We start from the raw sequence: 17,384 nt of genomic DNA, 5'->3' as shown, positions 1-17,384 counted from the left end.
GGTCGCGTTCTGCGGGCGGCGCGGCCACGCGGTCGACGGGGCCGCCGACTCACCTGTGAGAGCGCGCACGTGAGTCGTCGGCAGCAGGCGGCGGTGGCCGTGTCCCGGCCGGTCCGCTGGGGGCCTCGGCGCTCCTCCCGCCCACGCCGGCGCTACTATCCGTAGAACCACAGGCCAACGCAAGGAGTATCGCTCGCGGGAGTTCGTTACCTGTGTCTCCCAGATGCCATGACATCTGGCACAAAATAAACCTCTCACCTCACAACCGACTTCCGTAACGCCTTGTCCGTTTGGCAGTCTTACGCGCATAGGGGGGCATCCTCCCCGTGAGGACGGATCGGAGGGCCGTACGAAGATGCTGACGAGGGATGCCGCGGACCCGCGGCTCAACTGGGCGCCAGGCGAGGCGCCCCCGCCACCGGTGCTGCGCCACCGGCGCGACGGCATCCTGCCGGCGGTGGCCGCCGCACTGTCCGTCCGGGGCGAGGTCCTCACCTGCACGGGCGTCAAGGCCGACCAGCCGCCCCCGCTGCACCCGCTCGTCCAGGACGTCCTCGACGCCCTCCCCCGCGCACAGCGTGAGCGCTTCGCCGGGCGCTGTCCCGAGCCGGTACTGCTGTCCCGCCACCTCACCACCGTCGACGGATCGCGCAGCAAGCGCGCCGCGCGCAAGCCGCTGACGAACGGCGAGGCCCGCAAGGCCCTCAAGGGCGCCGAGCTCACCGCCCGCCGCATACGCGAGGACGGCGACCCCGCCCACGGCGCCTACGCCCCGCCCTGCCGCTCCTGCCAGGCGCTGCTCGCGCACTTCGGCGTCCGTGCCTTCGACCCGGGAGCCCGCACCGCATGACCTCGGCACGTTTCCCCGCCGGTGTGGCCGCCGCCCTGCGCTCCGCCGGCTGGCAGCCCGGCCGCTGGGACATCCGCCAGGCCGAGGTCTGGGCCGACACGCTCCGCGCCTACGTCTCCCCCGGCGGACACCGGCACAGCGTCTTCCCGGCCGCCGTCGAGGCCTGGGCCGAGTTCGGCGGCCTGACCGTACCGGCCGCCCCCTCCCCCGGCCGCCCCATCGCGCCCGTCGCGGTCCACGTGGACCCGCTCCACGGGCTGCACATGGCCCGCACACTCGGCGACCTGGGCAGGGCGCTGGAAACGGAAGTCGCGCCTCTCGGGGAGGAGTCCGCCGGACAAGGGCAGTTGGCGATCGACGCGGAGGGACGCGTCTACTGCATCGACCACACCGGCGACTACTACATGGGCCCGAGCATCGACGCGGCGCTGGAAGCCCTCACGACGGGCTCGCGCCCGCACCGCCTCACGACCTGACCGCAGGGCGGGGCAGAGCGGCGGCCGGGACAGGTCGGCAGTGCCGGTGGTTCGGCTGCGGCGGCACGCCCACCGCTTCGCACCCCCAGGCACGAGAAACCGGCGGTGGCCGGGGCACGCGCGGCGGCATCCCGCCTGCCCGTGCCGAAGCCTGACGCCGGTGTGAACCGGACGGACGGCAGGTGGACGACGTAGACGGCGACGGACCCGCGAGGGGTGCGGACGGTGGCGCGCAGGGCGCGCGGCCGCCGGGCGCGATGGCGACCGCGCGGGCGCCGGTCAGGGGGAGCGGCCCCACAGGCCGACCGTGTCTGCACCACGTGACGGGGATGGTCGACGCGCAGCGCCGCGTCGTACGCCGGTGCGTTGTCGCCCTGTCCCTCCAGGGCCACCGGCCCCGGAGGCCGCACCCACCGGCAGCACGCCCACCGGGCCCTCACTCCACCAGCCCACTCGCCCCATCCGGCCCATCCGGCCCATCCGCCCACCAGGCCGACCCGGCCCCGGCCACCCCCGCCGCGGCGTCACGCGGGAAGCATCGCGGAGACGCGGAACCCGCCCTCGCCCGTCGCGCCGGCGGCGAACCCCCCGCCCAGCGCGGTGACCCGTTCCCTCATGCCGACCAGTCCGTTGCCCCCGCTGGGCAGCACGAGCGCGGGCTCCCCGTCGGAGGGCCCGTTCTGCACCAGGACCGCGACCTCCGCCTCGCGGTAGGCGAGGCGGATGCGGGCCCGCGCGCCGGGCGCGTGCTTGCGGACGTTGGTGAGCGCTTCCTGCACGACGCGGTAGACCGTGGCCTCGACCCGCGCCGCCAGGGGCCGCTCCTCCCCCTCCACCGTGAGGTCGACGTCCATCCCGGCGGCCCGCGACTCGTCGAGCAGCCCGCTGAGCTCCGCCAGGCACGGCCCCTGCTCGTCGTTCCCCTCGGCGTCCGCGGGCCGGCCCGCGGACGCGCCCGGCGACACGGGCGAGATCCTCACCGTCCCGTCCCGCGCGTCCCCTGCCTCCGCCGCGTCCGCCGCCGCCACGTCCACGCCCACCGGCGCGCCCGCCGGCGCCGCGGCCGTGGCCGGCTCGGCCCGCAGCACGCCCAGCATCTCGCGCAGTTCGTCGAGCGCCTGGCGCCCCATGTCCCCCAGCAGCTGCGCGCTGCCCGAGGCCTTCACCGGGTCCTTGACGGCGATCGCCTGGAGCGCGGCGGCGTGCACGACCATGAGGCTCACCCGGTGCGCGACGACGTCGTGCATCTCGCGCGCGATGCGCGTGCGCTCCTCCATGCGGGCACGCTCCGCTGAGCTCGCGGCCGTCTCGGCGAGCAGCGACAGCTCCCGCTCCAGGCCGTCCGCCCGTTCCCGCAGGCTCTCCACGAGGCGGCGGCGGGCGCCGACGTACAGGCCGAGCAGCACCGGCGGCGCGGTGACACCGACCGCCACGAGCACGGAGGTGAGGACGACCACGGCCAGCGGCGCGTGGTAGGCGGCGGTGCCGAGGTCCCCGTGCATCTCCAGGAAGGTGACGATCAGCATGCCGAGCGTGGTCATCCCCGACAGCACCGCGATGATCCGCCGCGGCACGTCGGAGGCGGCCAGGGTGTAGAGGCCCACGATGCTCAGCAGGAGCCCCATCTGGGCGGGTGTCACAGCGATGGCGACCAGGACGACCAGCACCGGCCAGCGCCTGCGGAGCACCAGCACCGAGCCGACCACGAGCCCGAACAGCGCCGCGACGCCCGGCGAGACCCCGGTCTTCTCCGCGAAGGCCGCGCCCTCCACGAGGCATTCCATGGCCGAGACGAAGGCCAGAACGACATCGAGCACCAGGCTGCGCCGCCTGGGCCACCACCACGGCCCGGCGGACTCCCGGCTTCCTCCGCCGGCCCCGTCCAGTACGTCTTCCCCCGTCGTACTCATACCGGCCAGCCTAGACGCGGGGCTGTCCGCCTGGCGGGCAGCCCCGGTCCGGGCGAAGGCCCCGGCCTATCCTTGGTGCCGTCGGACAGCGCGGTCCGGACATTGCCGCCGACCATCCACTGCACGAGGAGCCGCACCTGTGAGCAGCGCCGACAACACCACCGGCAGCGCCCCCCTCCGCGCGGACATCCGCCGCCTGGGAGACCTTCTCGGCGGGACACTCGTCCGGCAGGAGGGCCCGGAGCTCCTCGATCTGGTCGAGAAGGTGCGGGCACTGACCCGCAGCGACGGCGAGGCCGCCGCCGCCCTGCTCGGCGAGACCGATCTGGAGACCGCGGCCAAGCTGGTACGGGCGTTCTCCACCTACTTCCACCTCGCGAACGTCACCGAGCAGGTGCACCGCGGCCGTGAACTGCGCTCGCGCAGGGCGGTCGACGGAGGGCTGCTGGCCCGTACGGTCGACCTGCTCAAGGACGCCGACCCGGAGCACCTGCGCCAGACGGTGCGCAACCTCAACGTGCGCCCCGTCTTCACCGCGCACCCCACCGAGGCGGCCCGCCGCAGCGTGCTGAACAAGCTGCGGGTGATCGCCGCCCTGCTGGAGGAGTCCAGCACGGCCGGCGGCGACCGCCGCCGCAGCGACCTTCGGCTGGCCGAGAACATCGATCTGCTCTGGCAGACCGACGAACTGCGGGTCGTGCGCCCCGAACCCGCCGACGAGGCGCGCAACGCCATCTACTACCTGGACGAGTTGCACGCCGGCGCGGTCGGCGACGTGCTCGAGGACCTGGCGGTCGAGCTCGACCGGGTCGGCGTGCCGCTGCCCGCGGAGACCCGCCCGCTGACCTTCGGCACCTGGATCGGCGGCGACCGGGACGGCAACCCCAACGTGACCCCGCAGGTCACCTGGGACGTGCTGATCCTGCAGCACGAGCACGGCATCACCGACGCCCTGGCGCTGGTCGACGAACTGCGCGCGGCGCTGTCCAACTCGATCCGCAACTGCGGCGCCTCCCCCGAGCTGCTGGCCGACCTGGAGGAGGACCTGCGGCGCCTGCCGGAGATCAGCCCCCGCTACAAGCGGCTGAACGCGGAGGAGCCCTACCGCCTCAAGGCCACCTGCATCCGGCAGAAGCTGCTCAACACCCGGGAGCGGCTGGCCGCCGGCACACCGCACGTGCCCGGCCGCGACTACCTCGGCACCACCGGCCTCCTGGCCGATCTGCGGCTGCTGCAGGACTCGCTGCGCGCCAACCGCGGCGAGCTGATCGCCACCGGCCGGCTGGACCGGACCATCCGCACGATCGCCGCCTTCGGCCTGCAACTGGCCACGATGGACGTCCGCGAGCACGCCGACGCCCACCACCACGCCCTGGGCCAGCTCTTCGACCGGCTGGGCGAGGAGTCCTGGCGGTACGCGGACATGCCGCGGGACTACCGGCGCAAACTGCTCGCCAAGGAGCTGCGGTCGCGGCGTCCGCTGGCGCCCTCCCCCGCGCCGCTGGACGCCGCGGGGGCGAAGACGCTGGGCGTCTTCCACACGGTGCGGGAGGCCTTCGAGCGGTTCGGGCCGGAGATCGTCGAGTCGTACATCATCTCCATGTGCCTGGGCTCCGACGACGTCTTCGCGGCGGCGGTGCTGGCCCGTGAGGCCGGGCTGATCGACCTGCACGCGGGCGTCGCCAAGATCGGCATCGTGCCGCTGCTGGAGACCACCGACGAGCTGAAGGTCGCCGACCGGCTGCTCGACGAGATGCTCTCCGACCCCTCCTACCGCAAGCTCGTCTCGCTCCGCGGCGACGTGCAGGAGGTCATGCTGGGCTACAGCGACTCGTCGAAGTTCGGCGGCATCACGACCTCGCAGTGGGAGATCCACCGGGCGCAGCGCCGGCTGCGCGACGTGGCGCACCGCCACGGGGTGCGGCTGCGGCTGTTCCACGGCCGCGGCGGCACGGTCGGCCGGGGCGGCGGCCCGACGCACGACGCGATCCTGGCGCAGCCGTGGGGCACGCTGGAGGGCGAGATCAAGGTGACCGAGCAAGGCGAGGTCATCTCCGACAAGTACCTGATCCCGTCCCTGGCGAGGGAGAACCTGGAACTGACGGTCTCGGCCACGCTGCAGGCCTCGGCGCTGCACACCGCGCCCCGGCAGTCCGAGGAGGCGCTGTCGCGCTGGGACGCGGCCATGGACGTGGTCTCCGACGCCGCGCACGAGGCGTACCGGCGGCTGGTGGAGGATCCGGACCTGCCGGCGTACTTCTTCGCCTCCACCCCGGTGGACCAGCTGGCCGAGCTGCACCTGGGCTCGCGCCCCTCGCGCCGCCCGGACAGCGGGGCCGGCCTGGACGGGCTGCGGGCCATCCCGTGGGTGTTCGGCTGGACGCAGTCGCGGCAGATCGTGCCCGGCTGGTTCGGCGTGGGATCAGGCCTCAAGGCCGCCCGCGAGGCGGGCCTGGAGGCGGACATCGCCGAGGCGTACGAGCAGTGGCACTTCTTCCGGAACTTCCTGTCCAACGTCGAGATGACGCTGGCCAAGACGGACCTGCGGATCGCCGGGCACTACGTCGACACCCTGGTGCCGGACGAGCTCCGGCACGTCTTCGACGCGATCAAGGCCGAGCACGAGCTGACGGTCGCCGAGGTGCTGCGGATCACCGGTGAGGACGCGCTCCTGGACGCGCAGCCGGTGCTCCAGCAGACCTTCCGGATCCGGGACGCCTACCTGGACCCGATCTCCTATCTGCAGGTGGCGCTCCTGCACCGGCAGCGCGAGGCCGCCGCGCGGGGCGAGGAGCCCGACCCGCTGCTCGCCCGCGCGCTGCTGCTGACGGTCAACGGCGTGGCGGCGGGGCTGCGCAACACCGGCTGACCTGGCCCCTCTGGACACGGCGAGGGCGGTGCCTCCCCGCAGGGGGAGGTACCGCCCTCGCCGTCGCGCCGGGGCGTCGCCCGCGACGGCGTCAGTTCTTGCGGTGGCCGATCAGGCGGGGCCTGGGCTCCAGTCCGGACAGCCCGTTCCAGGAGAGGTTCACCAGATGGGCGACGACCTCCGCCTTCTTGGGCTTCTGGGCGTCCAGCCACCACTGCCCGGTGAGCGCGACCATCCCGACCAGCGCCTGCGCGTAGAGCGGGGCGAGCTTGGCGTCGAAGCCGCGCTGCTTGAACTCCATGCCCAGGATGTCCTCCACCTGGGTGGCGATGTCACTGATCAACGAGGCGAAGGTGCCGGTCGACTGGGCGACCGGCGAGTCCCGGACGAGGATCCGGAAGCCGTCGGTGTCCTGCTCGATGTAGTCGAGCAGGGCGAAGGCGGCCTCTTCCAGCAGTTCCCGGGGGTGGCCACCGGTCAGGGCACCGGTGACCATGTCCAGCAGGCAGCGCATCTCACGGTCCACGACGACGGCGTAGAGGCCTTCCTTGCCGCCGAAGTGCTCGTACACGACCGGCTTGGACACGCCCGCCTTGTGGGCGATCTCCTCGACGGAGGTGCCCTCGAAACCGCGTTCGGCGAAGAGCGCGCGCCCCACGTCGAGGAGTTGCTCGCGGCGTTCCTTGCCCGTCATGCGCACCCGCCGGGTACGCCGCGACGGTGCGCCGTCGCTGCCCCTGCTGCTACTTCTGCCGTCGCTCACCCGCCCATCATGCCGCTTCGCCGACGTCCTCCCGGCGGCGGGCCGCGATGCGGTCAGCGCTCGGCCACCGTACGTCACTGGCCCAGCCGAGGAGTTCGAACCAGCGGATGATGCGGGCGCTGGAGTCGATCTGGCCGCGCAGCACCCCGTGCCGGGCAGCGGTGGGGTCGGCGTGGTGCAGGTTGTGCCAGGACTCGCCGCAGGACAGCACGGCCAGCCACCAGACGTTGCCCGACTTGTCGCGGGAGCGGAAGGGGCGCTTGCCGACCGCGTGGCAGATCGAGTTGATCGACCAGGTGACGTGGTGCAGCAGGGCCACGCGGACCAGGGAGCCCCAGAAGAAGGCGGTGGCCGCACCGGTCCAGGACATCGTCGCCAGGCCGCCGATCAGCGGCGGGAGCAGCAGGGAGACCGTCGTCCACAGCCAGAAGTCGCGGCTGATCCGGCGGATCGCCGGGTCCTTGATCAGGTCGGGGGCGTACTTGTGCTGGGGGGTCTGCTCCTCGTCGAACATCCATCCCATGTGGGCCCACCACAGGCCCTTGAGCAGGGCGGGGACGGTCTCGCCGTACCGCCAGGGGCTGTGCGGGTCGCCTTCGGCGTCGGAGAACTTGTGGTGCCTGCGGTGGTCGGCGACCCAGCGCACGATCGGCCCCTCGACCGCCATCGACCCGGCGATGGCCAGGGCGATCTTCAGCGGGCGCTTGGCCTTGAACGAGCCGTGCGTGAAGTGCCGGTGGAAGCCGATGGTGATGCCGTGGCAGCCGAGGAAGTACATCCCCACCATCAGCCCGAGGTCGAGCCAGCTCATGCCCCATCCCCAGGCGAGCGGGACGGCCGCGACAAGGGCGAGGAAGGGGATGCCGATGAAGAGTCCGAGGGTGATCTGCTCGAGCGACTGCTTCTTGTCACCACCGAGGGTGGCGCGGGGAGCGGGGGCCCCGCCGCCGGCACCGGGGTCCGGGGACTCGGTGATCACGTCGGTCTGTGTGGTCATGGTGGTCCCTCAATGAAGGTCGGGGGCTACGCCACCGTAACTTACGGCTTCGTAAGTATGGCAGCGCTAAGTTGCGGACGGCCAGAGCGCGCGTGTCGACGCTATGCGGCTCTTGTGAGATGTACCCACGTTCGTGGAGGGACAGCACCGGTCTTTCTCGTCGCACGGGAGGCGGCCAGTGCGGCATAGTGGTGGGGGCCGGCGGGGCAGGTGGACGGATATCCTGCTCGGCCGGGGCGTCCATCCGCTGTGGTGTAACGGCAGCACTGAGGGTTTTGGTCCCTTAAGTCCGGGTTCGAATCCTGGCAGCGGAGCGCGGGTGGAAGGGTCGCGGCGAGCGCCGCGACCCTTCCGCGTTCACCGCCCGAAACGCCCCGGTATCCTTCGGGTGACCATCACCCCACGCCGAGGAGCCCTTCCGTGAGCGCCCACCGCCCGGCTGCCGTCATCGTCCTTGCCGCGGGTGAGGGCACCCGTATGAAGTCCGCGACTCCCAAGGTCCTGCACGCGATCAGCGGCCGGACACTGGTCGGGCACGTCGTGGCGGCGGCCCGCGCGCTCGAGCCCGAGCACCTGCTGGTCGTCGTCGGCCACGCCCGCGAGCAGGTGACCGCCCACCTGGCCGAGACCGACGCGTCGGTCCGCACCGCCGTGCAGTACGAGCGGAACGGCACCGGCCACGCCGTCCGGGCCGGCCTCGCGGAACTCCCGGAGCTGACCGGCACGGTGGTGATCGCCGCAGGCGACACCCCGCTGCTCACCCCGGACACCCTGCGCGCGCTGGTCGAGGCGCACGCCGCCGACGGCAACGCCGTCACCGTGCTGACCGCCGAGGTGCCCGACCCGACCGGCTACGGCCGCATCGTCCGCGGCGACGACGGCTCGGTGCTCGCCATCGTCGAGCAGAAGGACGCCACCGACGAGCAGCGGGCGCTGCGTGAGATCAACTCCGGGGTGTACGCCTTCGACGCACAACTGCTCGCGGAGGCGCTGGCCAAGGTGACCACCGACAACGCCCAGGGCGAGGAGTACCTCACCGACACCCTCGGCATCCTGCGCGAGGCCGGCCACCGCGTCGGCGCCTCGGCCGCCGAGGACCACCGGGAGATCGCCGGCATCAACAACCGCGTACAGCTCGCCGAGGCCCGCCGCATCCTCAACGACCGGCTGCTGAACCGGGCGATGCTGGCCGGCGCGACGATCATGGACCCGGTGTCGACCTGGGTGGACGTCACGGTGGAGTTCGCACCCGACACCCTTGTACTGCCGAACACCCAGCTCTACGGCACGACCCGGCTCGCCCCGGGCGCCGAGGTCGGCCCCAACTGCACGCTGACCGACACATCGGTCGGCCCCGGCGCGACGGTGAGCAACACCGTGGCCGTGGGCGCGGAGATCGGCGAGGCCGCCACGGTCGGCCCCTACGCCTATCTGCGCCCGGGCACCCGGCTCGGCCCGAAGTCGAAGGCCGGCACCTACGTCGAGATGAAGAACGCCACCGTCGGCGAGGGCACCAAGGTGCCGCATCTGTCGTACGTCGGCGACGCGACGATCGGCGACCACACCAACATCGGCGCCGCCAGCGTCTTCGTGAACTACGACGGGCAGCACAAGCACCACACCACGATCGGCTCCCACTGCCGCACCGGCTCCGACAACATGTTCGTGGCCCCCGTGACAGTCGGGGACGGCGCCTACACCGCCGCGGGCTCGGTGATCACCAAGGACGTGCCGGCCGGTTCGCTCGCCGTCGCGCGCGGGCAGCAGCGCAACATCGAGGGCTGGGTGGCCAGGAAGCGGCCCGGCAGCGCCGCGGCCCACGCCGCCGAACAGGCCGCCCAGGCAGCCCCGGAGGTCTGACCGGCCACGCGGCTGACGGGGAGCGGAGGCGAAGTGGCCTTCCCCACGTGCGCGGTCGCGCCATGCAGCGCGTACCGTGTGAGGTGCACACAATTCCGCCAGCTCCCCTGACCGAAGGCGAAGCTGCGTTGAACACCAAGGAGACGGTGCAGTGACCGGGATCAAGACGACCGGTGAGAAGAAGCTCATGCTCTTCTCCGGCCGCGCACACCCCGAGCTCGCGGAGGAGGTGGCACGTGAGCTGGGCGTCAACCTTGTGCCGACGAAGGCCTTCGACTTCGCGAACGGCGAGATCTACGTGCGCTTCGAGGAGTCGGCGCGCGGCTCGGACGCCTTCGTCATACAGAGCCACACCGCTCCCATCAACAAGTGGCTCATGGAGCAGCTGATCATGATCGACGCGCTGAAGCGGGCCTCCGCCAAGCGCATCACCGTGGTCGTGCCCTTCTACGGCTACGCCCGCCAGGACAAGAAGCACCGCGGCCGCGAGCCGATCTCGGCCCGCCTTGTCGCCGACCTGATGAAGACCGCGGGCGCCGACCGCATCCTCACCGTCGACCTGCACACCGACCAGATCCAGGGCTTCTTCGACGGCCCGGTGGACCACCTGTTCGCGCTGCCGATCCTGGCGGACTACGTGGCCGCGAAGGTCGACCGCTCGAAGCTGACCGTCGTCTCCCCCGACGCCGGCCGGGTGCGCGTGGCCGACCGCTGGTGCGACCGCCTGGGTGCGCCGCTGGCGATCGTCCACAAGCGGCGCGACCCGGACGTCGCCAACCAGGTCACCGTGCACGAGGTGGTCGGCGATGTGCGCGGCCGCATCTGCGTCCTGGTGGACGACATGATCGACACCGGCGGCACCATCTGCGCCGCGGCCGACGCGCTGTTCGCCAACGGCGCCGAGGACGTCATCGTGACCGCCACCCACGGCGTCCTGTCCGGCCCGGCCGCGGACCGGCTGAAGAACTCCCGGGTCAGCGAGTTCGTCTTCACCGACACGCTGCCGACGCCGGGCGAGCTCCACCTGGACAAGATCACGGTGCTGTCGATCGCTCCGACGATCGCCAACGCGGTCCGCGAGGTCTTCGAGGACGGCTCCGTGACCAGCCTCTTCGAAGACGGGCACTGACACGGGCGCCCACCGCGCACCACGGTCGCGGGCCGCGTTGCGCGCCCACTGATCGATTTCCGGGGCGGCCTCCCCGCCGGGTAGACTCAGCGAGTTGCTCGGCGAGGGAGGCCGTCCGCGTCTGTGCGGGCCCTCCGTTATCGACGCGCTCCTCGCAAGTGGAACGGCCCGTCGTGGGCTGGGCGACCGACACGAGTCCCGTCGTCTCCACGAGGAGTGTGATCCCCATGTCCGAGGTCCAGATCACCGCGCAGGTGCGTACCGAGTTCGGCAAGGGCGCGGCCCGTCGCGTCCGCCGTGCCCACCAGGTCCCCGGCGTCATCTACGGCCACGGCGCCGAGCCCAAGCACGTCACCCTGCCCGGCCACGAGCTGCTGCTCGCCCTGCGCACCCCGAACGTCCTGATCAGCCTGGACATCGAGGGCGACGGCAAGGAGCTGGTCATCCCCAAGGCCGTCCAGCGCGACCCGCTGAAGGGCTTCCTGGAGCACGTGGACCTGCTCGCGGTCAAGCGCGGCGAGAAGGTCACCGTCGAGGTCGTCGTCAGCACCGAGGGCGAGCTGGCCCCGGGCGGCAACCTGCTGGAGCACGTCCTGAACTCGCTGCCGGTCGAGGCCGAGGCGACCCACATCCCCGACGGCGTCACCGTCTCCGTCGAGGGCCTGGAGGCCGGTACCTCCATCCTCGCCAAGGACATCCCGCTGCCCAAGGGCACCACGCTGGCCGTCGACGAGGACACCGTCGTCCTGCAGGTCGTCGCCGCCCAGGCCGAGGCTCCCGCCGAGGGCGAGGGCGCCGAGGGCGAGGGCGCCGAGGCCGCTGCCGAGTAAGAGGTCGCACGCGCTTCCCGGCCGCCGCCCCACTCCGCGAGGAGCGGGGCGGCGGTCCTGTTGAATGGACGGCATGAGCATGAGCGCAGCGGAAAGCGCCCCCGAGGGGCCCTGGCTGGTGGCGGGTCTGGGCAACCCCGGACCGGAGTACGCCGGCAACCGGCACAACATCGGCTTCATGGTCGCCGATCTGCTCGCCGAACGGATCGGCGGGCGCTTCAAGACCCACAAGAGCCGGTCCCAGGTCGTCGAGGGACGCATCGGCGGCCGCCGCGTCGTGCTGGCCAAGCCGATGACGTACATGAACCTCTCCGGCGGCCCGGTGACGGCGCTGCGCGACTTCTACAAGGTGCCGCTCGGCAACCTCGTCGCGGTGCACGACGAGTTGGACATCGACTACGCCACCCTGCGGCTGAAGATGGGCGGCGGCGACAACGGCCACAACGGCCTGAAGTCGATCACCAAGGCGCTCGGCCCCGAATACCTGCGGGTGCGCTGCGGCATCGGTCGCCCGCCGGGCCGGATGCAGGTCGCGGACTTCGTCCTCAAGGACTTCTCCTCGGCCGAGCGCAAGGAGCTCGAGTGGTTCGTGGACCGCGCGGCCGACGCGGTCGAGTCGCTCATCCGTGAAGGCCTGGAGAAAGCGCAGAGCACCTACAACGGGTGACCGGAGCGCGAGTTGACCGAGTGCCGGGCGATGGCCAAGGATCGCCCGCATGGTCAAACGGAGTCTTGCCCGCCGCACCGCCGAAAGCGTCCGGGGCCTGCTGCTGGTCGGCCGCATCGTCCTGCTGGGCGCACTGGTCCTGATCATGTTGGCGGCCGGAGTGTGGACCTCGTGGAAGACCGCCCAGCACGTCATGCTCACCAAGGGCCGCGAGCAGGGCACCATGACGGTCTCCGCCTGCGGCCCCGGCACCTGCACCGGGCCCTTCGTGCCCGAGGGCCTCGGCTCGCCCCGGGACGAGGTGACGATCGACAAGGCGGTCACCCACCGCACCGGCGAGCGGATACCGGTGGCGGTCAAGCCCGGCACGGACGACGTCGTGCGCAGCGGGCTCCCCGGCGTGCTGCACGCCTGGATTCCGCTGGGCGGCGCTCTCCTGCTGGCCGCGCTGGTCCTGGCCGGGGGTCTGCGCTGGCCGCGCACTGCCTGGACCGCCGCCGCGGCCGGCGCCGCGCTCCTCGGGGCGGCCTTTCTCACCTCGTGAGGGCGGGTGGCCTGATCGTTATCCCGCATCCATGGGGCATAGGGGACGCCGTGTGATCAATGGGCACGGAGCTTTCTTGACGTGTCGGTGATCGACAGAGGAATCTGGGCACCTCCCCCCGCATTCCGTCTTTCACACCTTGAAGGTGGTATGCCCATGCGCGCCCTCACCACGGCGTGCGCGGCGACGGTGGCCCTGGCAGCGTCCGCGCTGTTCGCCCCCGCCGCCCTCGCGCACAACGCTCCCGGCGACAACGGCAATGTGAAGATCCACGACGCGAAGACCGGCGAGGAGCTCCACCAGAACGAGCCGCACGTCTGCACCTTCTATCTCGACGGCTTCCGCTTCGACGGCGCCCAGCAGGCCGACTGGCACATCGAGCGGTGGTCCCCGACCGGCGGTGACAAGGGCGAGACGGTGAAGTCCGGCTCGCTGGCCCTCGACGGTTCCGGACACGAGCGCACGGAGGACCAGGCCCTCCCGGACGGCCACTACAAGCTCTTCTGGAACTTCGACGGGGAGCACGGCAAGGCCAAGCACAAGGTGTTCTGGGTCGACTGCGCGGACGACGGCGAAGGCGACGGCGGCACCGGGACGCAGCCTCCGGGCTCCGCCTCGCCGACCGCCTCGCAGCCGCCCACCGGCTCGGCGTCCCCCACGGCCCCGCAGCCGCCCGCCGCTTCCGGGGCGCCGTCGGCGTCCGCTCCGGGAACCGGTGAGCAGCCGAACGGCTCGGCCCCCGCCACCGCGGCCCCGTCCGGCACGGACTCCACCCCGGCGGGCTCCCCCGGCGCCTCCGACACGTCCGGCACGGAGGGCGGCGGGTTGGCCGAGACCGGCGCGCAGGTCGGCGGCCTCGCCCTCGGCGCGCTGCTGCTGGTGGGCGCGGGCGCCGTGCTGGTGACGCGCCGCCGCAAGGGCGCCGCGCAGCACTGACCGGGCGGATACGCGCCGGCCGCGCCGGTCCCCCGCAGGGGACCGGCGCGGCCGGCGCTTCACACGGCGCCGACGGGCTCGAGGAACTCCAGACGGTTGCCGCACGGGTCGTCGGTGTAGAAGCGGCGGTGTCCCGGCAGGGCGCCGTCCCAGACGACCACGGCGCCACGGGCCTCCAGCCGGTCCGCGTAGGCCTCGATGCCGCTGACCCGCAGGCCCGGATGGGCCTTCCGCGCGGGGCGGAAGTCCTCCTCGACGCCGATGTGCAGCTGGACCGGGCCGGCGGCGAACCAGCAGCCGCCGCGGGCGGCGAGTACCGGCGGCTTGGGGACCTCGCTCATCCCCAGGACCCCCGCATAGAAGGCGCGCAGGGTCTCCTCGGAGCCGGGCGGGGCGGCGAGCTGGACATGGTCGAGGGCGGTGATCACCGGGGTCATCTCGCTTTCCGTGCCACGGCGAAGATCCGCCGGAAGGGGAAGACGGTGCCGTGCGGCCCCGCCGGATAGGCCTTGCGCAGCAGGTCCCGGTACTGGTCGAGGAACTCGGCGGTGGCCTCGGGGTCGGCCTCCAGGGCGGTCAGCACAGGGCGCAGCGCCGTCCCCTTGGTCCATTCGAGGACCGCGTCCTCGCCCTGCAGGAGCTGCACATAGGTGGTCTCCCAGACGTCGACGTCCACCTCGATCTCGGGGATCTCGATCAGCCGTTCCAGGTAGTCGGCGGGCTGGAGGATGTGGACATAGCGCCGGCCGTGGCCGTCGCCGAGGCGGTCCCGCCAGGCCGGGGAGTCGCAGAGGTCGCCCAGCAGCGCGTGACTGGGCGAGGTGAAGTTGCCGGGGACCTGGAAGGCGAGGACGCCACCGGGGGCGAGGTGCTCCACCCAGAGGGGGAAGCGCTCGGCGTGGCCCTCCACCCACTGCAGGGCGGCGTTGGAGACGATCAGGTCGTAGGTGTCGTCGGGTGTCCAGTGGGCGGCGTCGGCGGCACGGAAGGTCAGGCTGCCGCCGCCGGGGGTGGGACCCTCGTGGGCGCGTGCCGCCTCCAGCATCTCGGCGGAGCTGTCGAGACCGGTGATGCGGGCGCCGGGCCAGCGCTGCGCGAGGAGGGCGGTCACATTGCCCGGGCCGCAGCCGATGTCGGCTATCCGCGGGCCGGCCGAGGGGAGCTCGGGTATCCGTGCCAGCAGATCGTGGAAGGGCCGGGTGCGGTGGGTGGAGTGACGCAGATACTGCTGGGGGTCCCAGTCTGTTGCTGTGGACATGTTTCGAACTCCCTGGCGAGGACGCATCTCTTCTGCCGCCGACCTTGCCCACAAGCTCGCCGGGCTAATCTCTTGACATCAAGAGACTTCATGTCGACACAACCACTACACTGATCCTCATGGAGGACGAGGTCGATCGGCTGGTCGCTGCGTGGCGCCGGGAGCGCCCTGACCTCGACGTCGAGCCACTCGAGGTGCTCAGCCGGGTCAGCAGGCTGGCGCGGCACCTGGACCGGGCCCGCAGGCTCGCGTTCTCCGAGCACGGTCTCGAGCCCTGGGAGTTCGACGTGCTCACCTCCCTGCGCCGCGCGGGGGCGCCCTACCAGCTCTCCCCCGGAGCGCTGCTGACCCAGACGCTGGTCACCTCCGGCACGATGACCAACCGGATCGACCGGCTCGCCAAGAAGGGGCTCGTGGAGCGGCTGCCCGACCCGTCGGACCGGCGCGGTGTCCTCGTACGGCTCACCCCGGAGGGGCGGGACCGCGCAGACCAGGCCCTGGCGGGCCTGCTGGCCCAGGAGCGGGCCATCCTCGCGCAGCTCACCGGCCGCCAGCGCGGGGAACTCGCGAATTTGCTCCGACAGTTGACCGCGCCGTTCGACAACATCCCCGGCTGACGCCCGGCGACGCGGCGTGACGCCCCTGGGAATGATCACGGACGGCCACGCTCCGCCACCAGTTGCGCACACAAAGTGGCGCACTTAGCGTGATGACCGTGAACGCCGCATAAAGGCTCAAATGGGCACATGTGCGGCTGCCGGCGCACCACATTCCGACAACGTCAAGTGGAAGGCGGTCGGGGCGCGTCCGGCTTCCATTTCCCTGGACCCCGCCGGGTCCCGCTCCACCTTGGAGATGCAGATGACTCTGCACACCCGCGCAAGCAAGATAGCCGCAACCGCGGTGACCGGCGCCTTGGCCGGCACCCTCGCCATCGGCACCATGGGCACTGCCTTCGCCACCGACGGCCGGCCTGCCGCCGGGGTGCCTGCCGCTCCGGGACCGGACGGCCAAAGTGAACTCGTTTCCCCATCGGAGCGTCTCCGCGACCTGTCCCGTGAAGTGGCGGTGTCCTCCGCACGCTCCCCCCACGCGGCCCTGTTCCAGGGCCGCGTCGTCGCCCGTACGGGGCTGCGCGTCCGCAGCGGACCGGGCGTCCAGTACCCCAGCGTCGGCGTCATCCCCTACAACGCCCTGGTGGCCATCGTCTGCAAGTCCATGGGCAGTCCCATCGCCGGCAACCCACGCTGGTACCAGCTGAGCGGCAACTACTGGGCCTGGTCCTCGGCCCGCTTCGTCGCCAACGTCGGCCCGGCGCCGGGCTGGTGCAGCGGCGTCGGAGGCGTCGGTGGCGTCGGAGGTGTCGGAGGTGTCGGAGGCGTCGGAGGCGTCGGAGGCGTCGGCGGGATCGCCGGCCCCGGCATCGTGGGCGTCCCCGGCGTCATCGGTGGGATCGGTGGCGTCGTCTGCCGCGACAACGGGCGCGGCGGCCGCGATCACGGCCGCGGCGACCAGCGCTTCAACGGCGTGGACGACCCGTTCCGCGATGCCGACCGTGCCGAGGAGGCCCTGGACAGCGTCGCCCTCGCCAAGCGCAGCGACGGCCCCGGCGGCAACGGCCGCGGTGGCGTCGGCGGAATCGGCGGGCCCGGCGTCATCGGTGGGCCCGGCGTCATCGGTGGGCCCGGCATCGTCGGCACTCCCGGCGTCGTCGGCGGCGTGGGCGGAGTGGGCGGAGTGGGCGGCCCCGGCGTCGTCGGCGGCCCCGGCGTCGTGGCTCCCGGTGGCGTCGGAGGCGTCGGCGGGATCGCCGGCCCCGGCTTCGTCGGCGGTCCCGGTGGGATCGGCGGCGTGGGCGGAGTGGGCGGCCCCGGCTTCGTCGGCGGCCCCGGCATCGTGGCTCCCGGTGGCGTCGGAGGCGTCGGAGGCGTCGGCGGGATCGCCGGCCCCGGCTTCGTGGGCGCTCCCGGCTTCGTGAGCGGCCCCGGCTTCAACGGCGGCTTCAACGGCGGCTTCAACTGCCGTGACAACGGCCGCGGCGGCAACGGCCGAGGCGACAACCGCGGCGACAACGGCCGCGGCGGCAACGGCCGGGGCGACAACCGCGGCGACGACAGCCGCGACCCCTTCGACGAGGCCGGTGACAGCCGCCGGGGCGACAGCAGCCGCGACCCGTTCGACGGCCTCAATGACCGCGGTCAGGACAACGGTCAGCATCGTGACCGTGCCAACGACCGTGACACCAGCCGCTCGACGCCGGCCAAAACCGACGTCGGCGGTGAATAACCGCGGGTA

At 72.4% G+C, this 17,384-nt stretch carries 16 protein-coding genes and 1 tRNA gene; 12 read left to right on the top strand and 5 right to left on the bottom strand.

Features of this window, described 5'->3' with window-relative positions:
• Positions 1-355 precede the first annotated feature (355 nt).
• On the top strand, positions 356-850 hold the full coding sequence (locus tag AC3ET4_RS03405) for a YwqJ-related putative deaminase (protein WP_431945675.1): 495 nt from the start codon (positions 356-358) through the stop codon (positions 848-850).
• Positions 847-1,326, top strand: coding sequence for an SUKH-3 domain-containing protein (locus AC3ET4_RS03400; RefSeq protein WP_431945673.1), 480 nt, complete (start codon positions 847-849; stop codon positions 1,324-1,326). Before AC3ET4_RS03405 ends, AC3ET4_RS03400 begins: the two co-directional genes overlap by 4 nt.
• A gap of 524 nt (positions 1,327-1,850) precedes the next feature.
• Here the strand turns inward: AC3ET4_RS03400 and AC3ET4_RS03395 are convergent.
• Entirely contained in the window at positions 1,851-3,236 is a 1,386-nt protein-coding gene (locus AC3ET4_RS03395) for a sensor histidine kinase (RefSeq protein ID WP_431945671.1), read from the bottom strand.
• Positions 3,237-3,375: 139 nt separating this feature from the next.
• Between AC3ET4_RS03395 and ppc the strand changes: the two genes are divergently transcribed.
• A complete protein-coding gene (gene ppc, locus AC3ET4_RS03390) occupies positions 3,376-6,105 on the top strand; it encodes a phosphoenolpyruvate carboxylase (RefSeq protein WP_431945669.1) in 2,730 nt (909 codons plus the stop codon).
• A gap of 91 nt (positions 6,106-6,196) precedes the next feature.
• Here the strand turns inward: ppc and AC3ET4_RS03385 are convergent, their stop codons facing one another.
• Positions 6,197-6,799, bottom strand: a complete 603-nt coding sequence (locus tag AC3ET4_RS03385; protein WP_431945749.1) for a TetR family transcriptional regulator — start codon at positions 6,797-6,799, stop codon at positions 6,197-6,199.
• A gap of 76 nt (positions 6,800-6,875) precedes the next feature.
• Positions 6,876-7,865: an acyl-CoA desaturase gene (locus AC3ET4_RS03380; RefSeq protein ID WP_431945667.1), complete on the bottom strand. Its 990-nt coding sequence runs from the start codon at positions 7,863-7,865 to the stop codon at positions 6,876-6,878.
• 243 nt (positions 7,866-8,108) lie between these two features.
• Between AC3ET4_RS03380 and AC3ET4_RS03375 the strand changes: the two genes are divergently transcribed.
• The 7 genes from AC3ET4_RS03375 (at position 8,109) to AC3ET4_RS03345 (ending at position 13,831) form a co-directional block, all read left to right on the top strand.
• Positions 8,109-8,179, top strand: a tRNA-Gln gene (locus AC3ET4_RS03375).
• Positions 8,180-8,285: 106 nt separating this feature from the next.
• Entirely contained in the window at positions 8,286-9,725 is a 1,440-nt protein-coding gene (glmU, locus tag AC3ET4_RS03370; protein ID WP_431945665.1) for a bifunctional UDP-N-acetylglucosamine diphosphorylase/glucosamine-1-phosphate N-acetyltransferase GlmU, read from the top strand.
• A 151-nt stretch (positions 9,726-9,876) separates the two neighbouring features.
• A complete protein-coding gene (locus AC3ET4_RS03365) occupies positions 9,877-10,854 on the top strand; it encodes a ribose-phosphate diphosphokinase (RefSeq protein ID WP_431945663.1) in 978 nt (325 codons plus the stop codon).
• A gap of 227 nt (positions 10,855-11,081) precedes the next feature.
• Entirely contained in the window at positions 11,082-11,684 is a 603-nt protein-coding gene (locus tag AC3ET4_RS03360) for a 50S ribosomal protein L25/general stress protein Ctc (protein ID WP_431945661.1), read from the top strand.
• A 64-nt stretch (positions 11,685-11,748) separates the two neighbouring features.
• Positions 11,749-12,351 (top strand): aminoacyl-tRNA hydrolase, encoded by a 603-nt coding sequence (gene pth / locus AC3ET4_RS03355; RefSeq protein WP_431945659.1) that lies wholly within the window; start codon positions 11,749-11,751, stop codon positions 12,349-12,351.
• 49 nt (positions 12,352-12,400) lie between these two features.
• A complete protein-coding gene (locus AC3ET4_RS03350; protein WP_431945657.1) occupies positions 12,401-12,895 on the top strand; it encodes a hypothetical protein in 495 nt (164 codons plus the stop codon).
• Between the two features lie 156 nt (positions 12,896-13,051).
• Positions 13,052-13,831, top strand: coding sequence for an LPXTG cell wall anchor domain-containing protein (locus AC3ET4_RS03345; protein WP_431945655.1), 780 nt, complete (start codon positions 13,052-13,054; stop codon positions 13,829-13,831).
• 59 nt (positions 13,832-13,890) lie between these two features.
• Here AC3ET4_RS03345 and AC3ET4_RS03340 read toward each other — a convergent pair whose 3' ends face one another.
• Both AC3ET4_RS03340 and AC3ET4_RS03335 read right to left on the bottom strand, forming a co-directional pair.
• A complete protein-coding gene (locus tag AC3ET4_RS03340) occupies positions 13,891-14,259 on the bottom strand; it encodes a VOC family protein (protein WP_431945747.1) in 369 nt (122 codons plus the stop codon).
• 5 nt (positions 14,260-14,264) lie between these two features.
• Entirely contained in the window at positions 14,265-15,089 is an 825-nt protein-coding gene (locus AC3ET4_RS03335) for a trans-aconitate 2-methyltransferase (RefSeq protein ID WP_431945653.1), read from the bottom strand.
• A gap of 119 nt (positions 15,090-15,208) precedes the next feature.
• Between AC3ET4_RS03335 and AC3ET4_RS03330 the strand changes: the two genes are divergently transcribed.
• Both AC3ET4_RS03330 and AC3ET4_RS03325 read left to right on the top strand, forming a co-directional pair.
• The gene (locus AC3ET4_RS03330) at positions 15,209-15,706 is read left to right on the top strand and encodes a MarR family winged helix-turn-helix transcriptional regulator (protein WP_431945651.1); all 498 of its coding nucleotides are present in this window, start codon (positions 15,209-15,211) and stop codon (positions 15,704-15,706) included.
• Positions 15,707-15,950: 244 nt separating this feature from the next.
• Positions 15,951-17,375, top strand: coding sequence for an SH3 domain-containing protein (locus AC3ET4_RS03325; protein ID WP_431945649.1), 1,425 nt, complete (start codon positions 15,951-15,953; stop codon positions 17,373-17,375).
• Positions 17,376-17,384: the final 9 nt, after the last annotated feature.

Source organism: Actinacidiphila sp. bgisy167, assembly GCF_057707665.1.
The sequence above is the reverse complement of the archived record's forward strand: the minus strand, read 5'-3'. Positions and strand labels throughout refer to the sequence as shown.

Bases quoted from the DNA above. Each gene is read 5' to 3' on its own strand.
- AC3ET4_RS03405 (WP_431945675.1), top strand. From the start codon at position 356: ATGCTGACGAGGGATGCCGCGGACCCGCGGCTCAACTGGGCGCCAGGC.
- AC3ET4_RS03400 (WP_431945673.1), top strand. From the start codon at position 847: ATGACCTCGGCACGTTTCCCCGCCGGTGTGGCCGCCGCCCTGCGCTCC.
- AC3ET4_RS03395 (WP_431945671.1), bottom strand. From the start codon at position 3,236: ATGAGTACGACGGGGGAAGACGTACTGGACGGGGCCGGCGGAGGAAGC.
- AC3ET4_RS03385 (WP_431945749.1), bottom strand. From the start codon at position 6,799: ATGACGGGCAAGGAACGCCGCGAGCAACTCCTCGACGTGGGGCGCGCG.
- AC3ET4_RS03380 (WP_431945667.1), bottom strand. From the start codon at position 7,865: ATGACCACACAGACCGACGTGATCACCGAGTCCCCGGACCCCGGTGCC.
- AC3ET4_RS03360 (WP_431945661.1), top strand. From the start codon at position 11,082: ATGTCCGAGGTCCAGATCACCGCGCAGGTGCGTACCGAGTTCGGCAAG.
- pth (WP_431945659.1), top strand. From the start codon at position 11,749: ATGGACGGCATGAGCATGAGCGCAGCGGAAAGCGCCCCCGAGGGGCCC.
- AC3ET4_RS03350 (WP_431945657.1), top strand. From the start codon at position 12,401: ATGGTCAAACGGAGTCTTGCCCGCCGCACCGCCGAAAGCGTCCGGGGC.
- AC3ET4_RS03345 (WP_431945655.1), top strand. From the start codon at position 13,052: ATGCGCGCCCTCACCACGGCGTGCGCGGCGACGGTGGCCCTGGCAGCG.
- AC3ET4_RS03335 (WP_431945653.1), bottom strand. From the start codon at position 15,089: ATGTCCACAGCAACAGACTGGGACCCCCAGCAGTATCTGCGTCACTCC.
- AC3ET4_RS03330 (WP_431945651.1), top strand. From the start codon at position 15,209: ATGGAGGACGAGGTCGATCGGCTGGTCGCTGCGTGGCGCCGGGAGCGC.
- AC3ET4_RS03325 (WP_431945649.1), top strand. From the start codon at position 15,951: ATGACTCTGCACACCCGCGCAAGCAAGATAGCCGCAACCGCGGTGACC.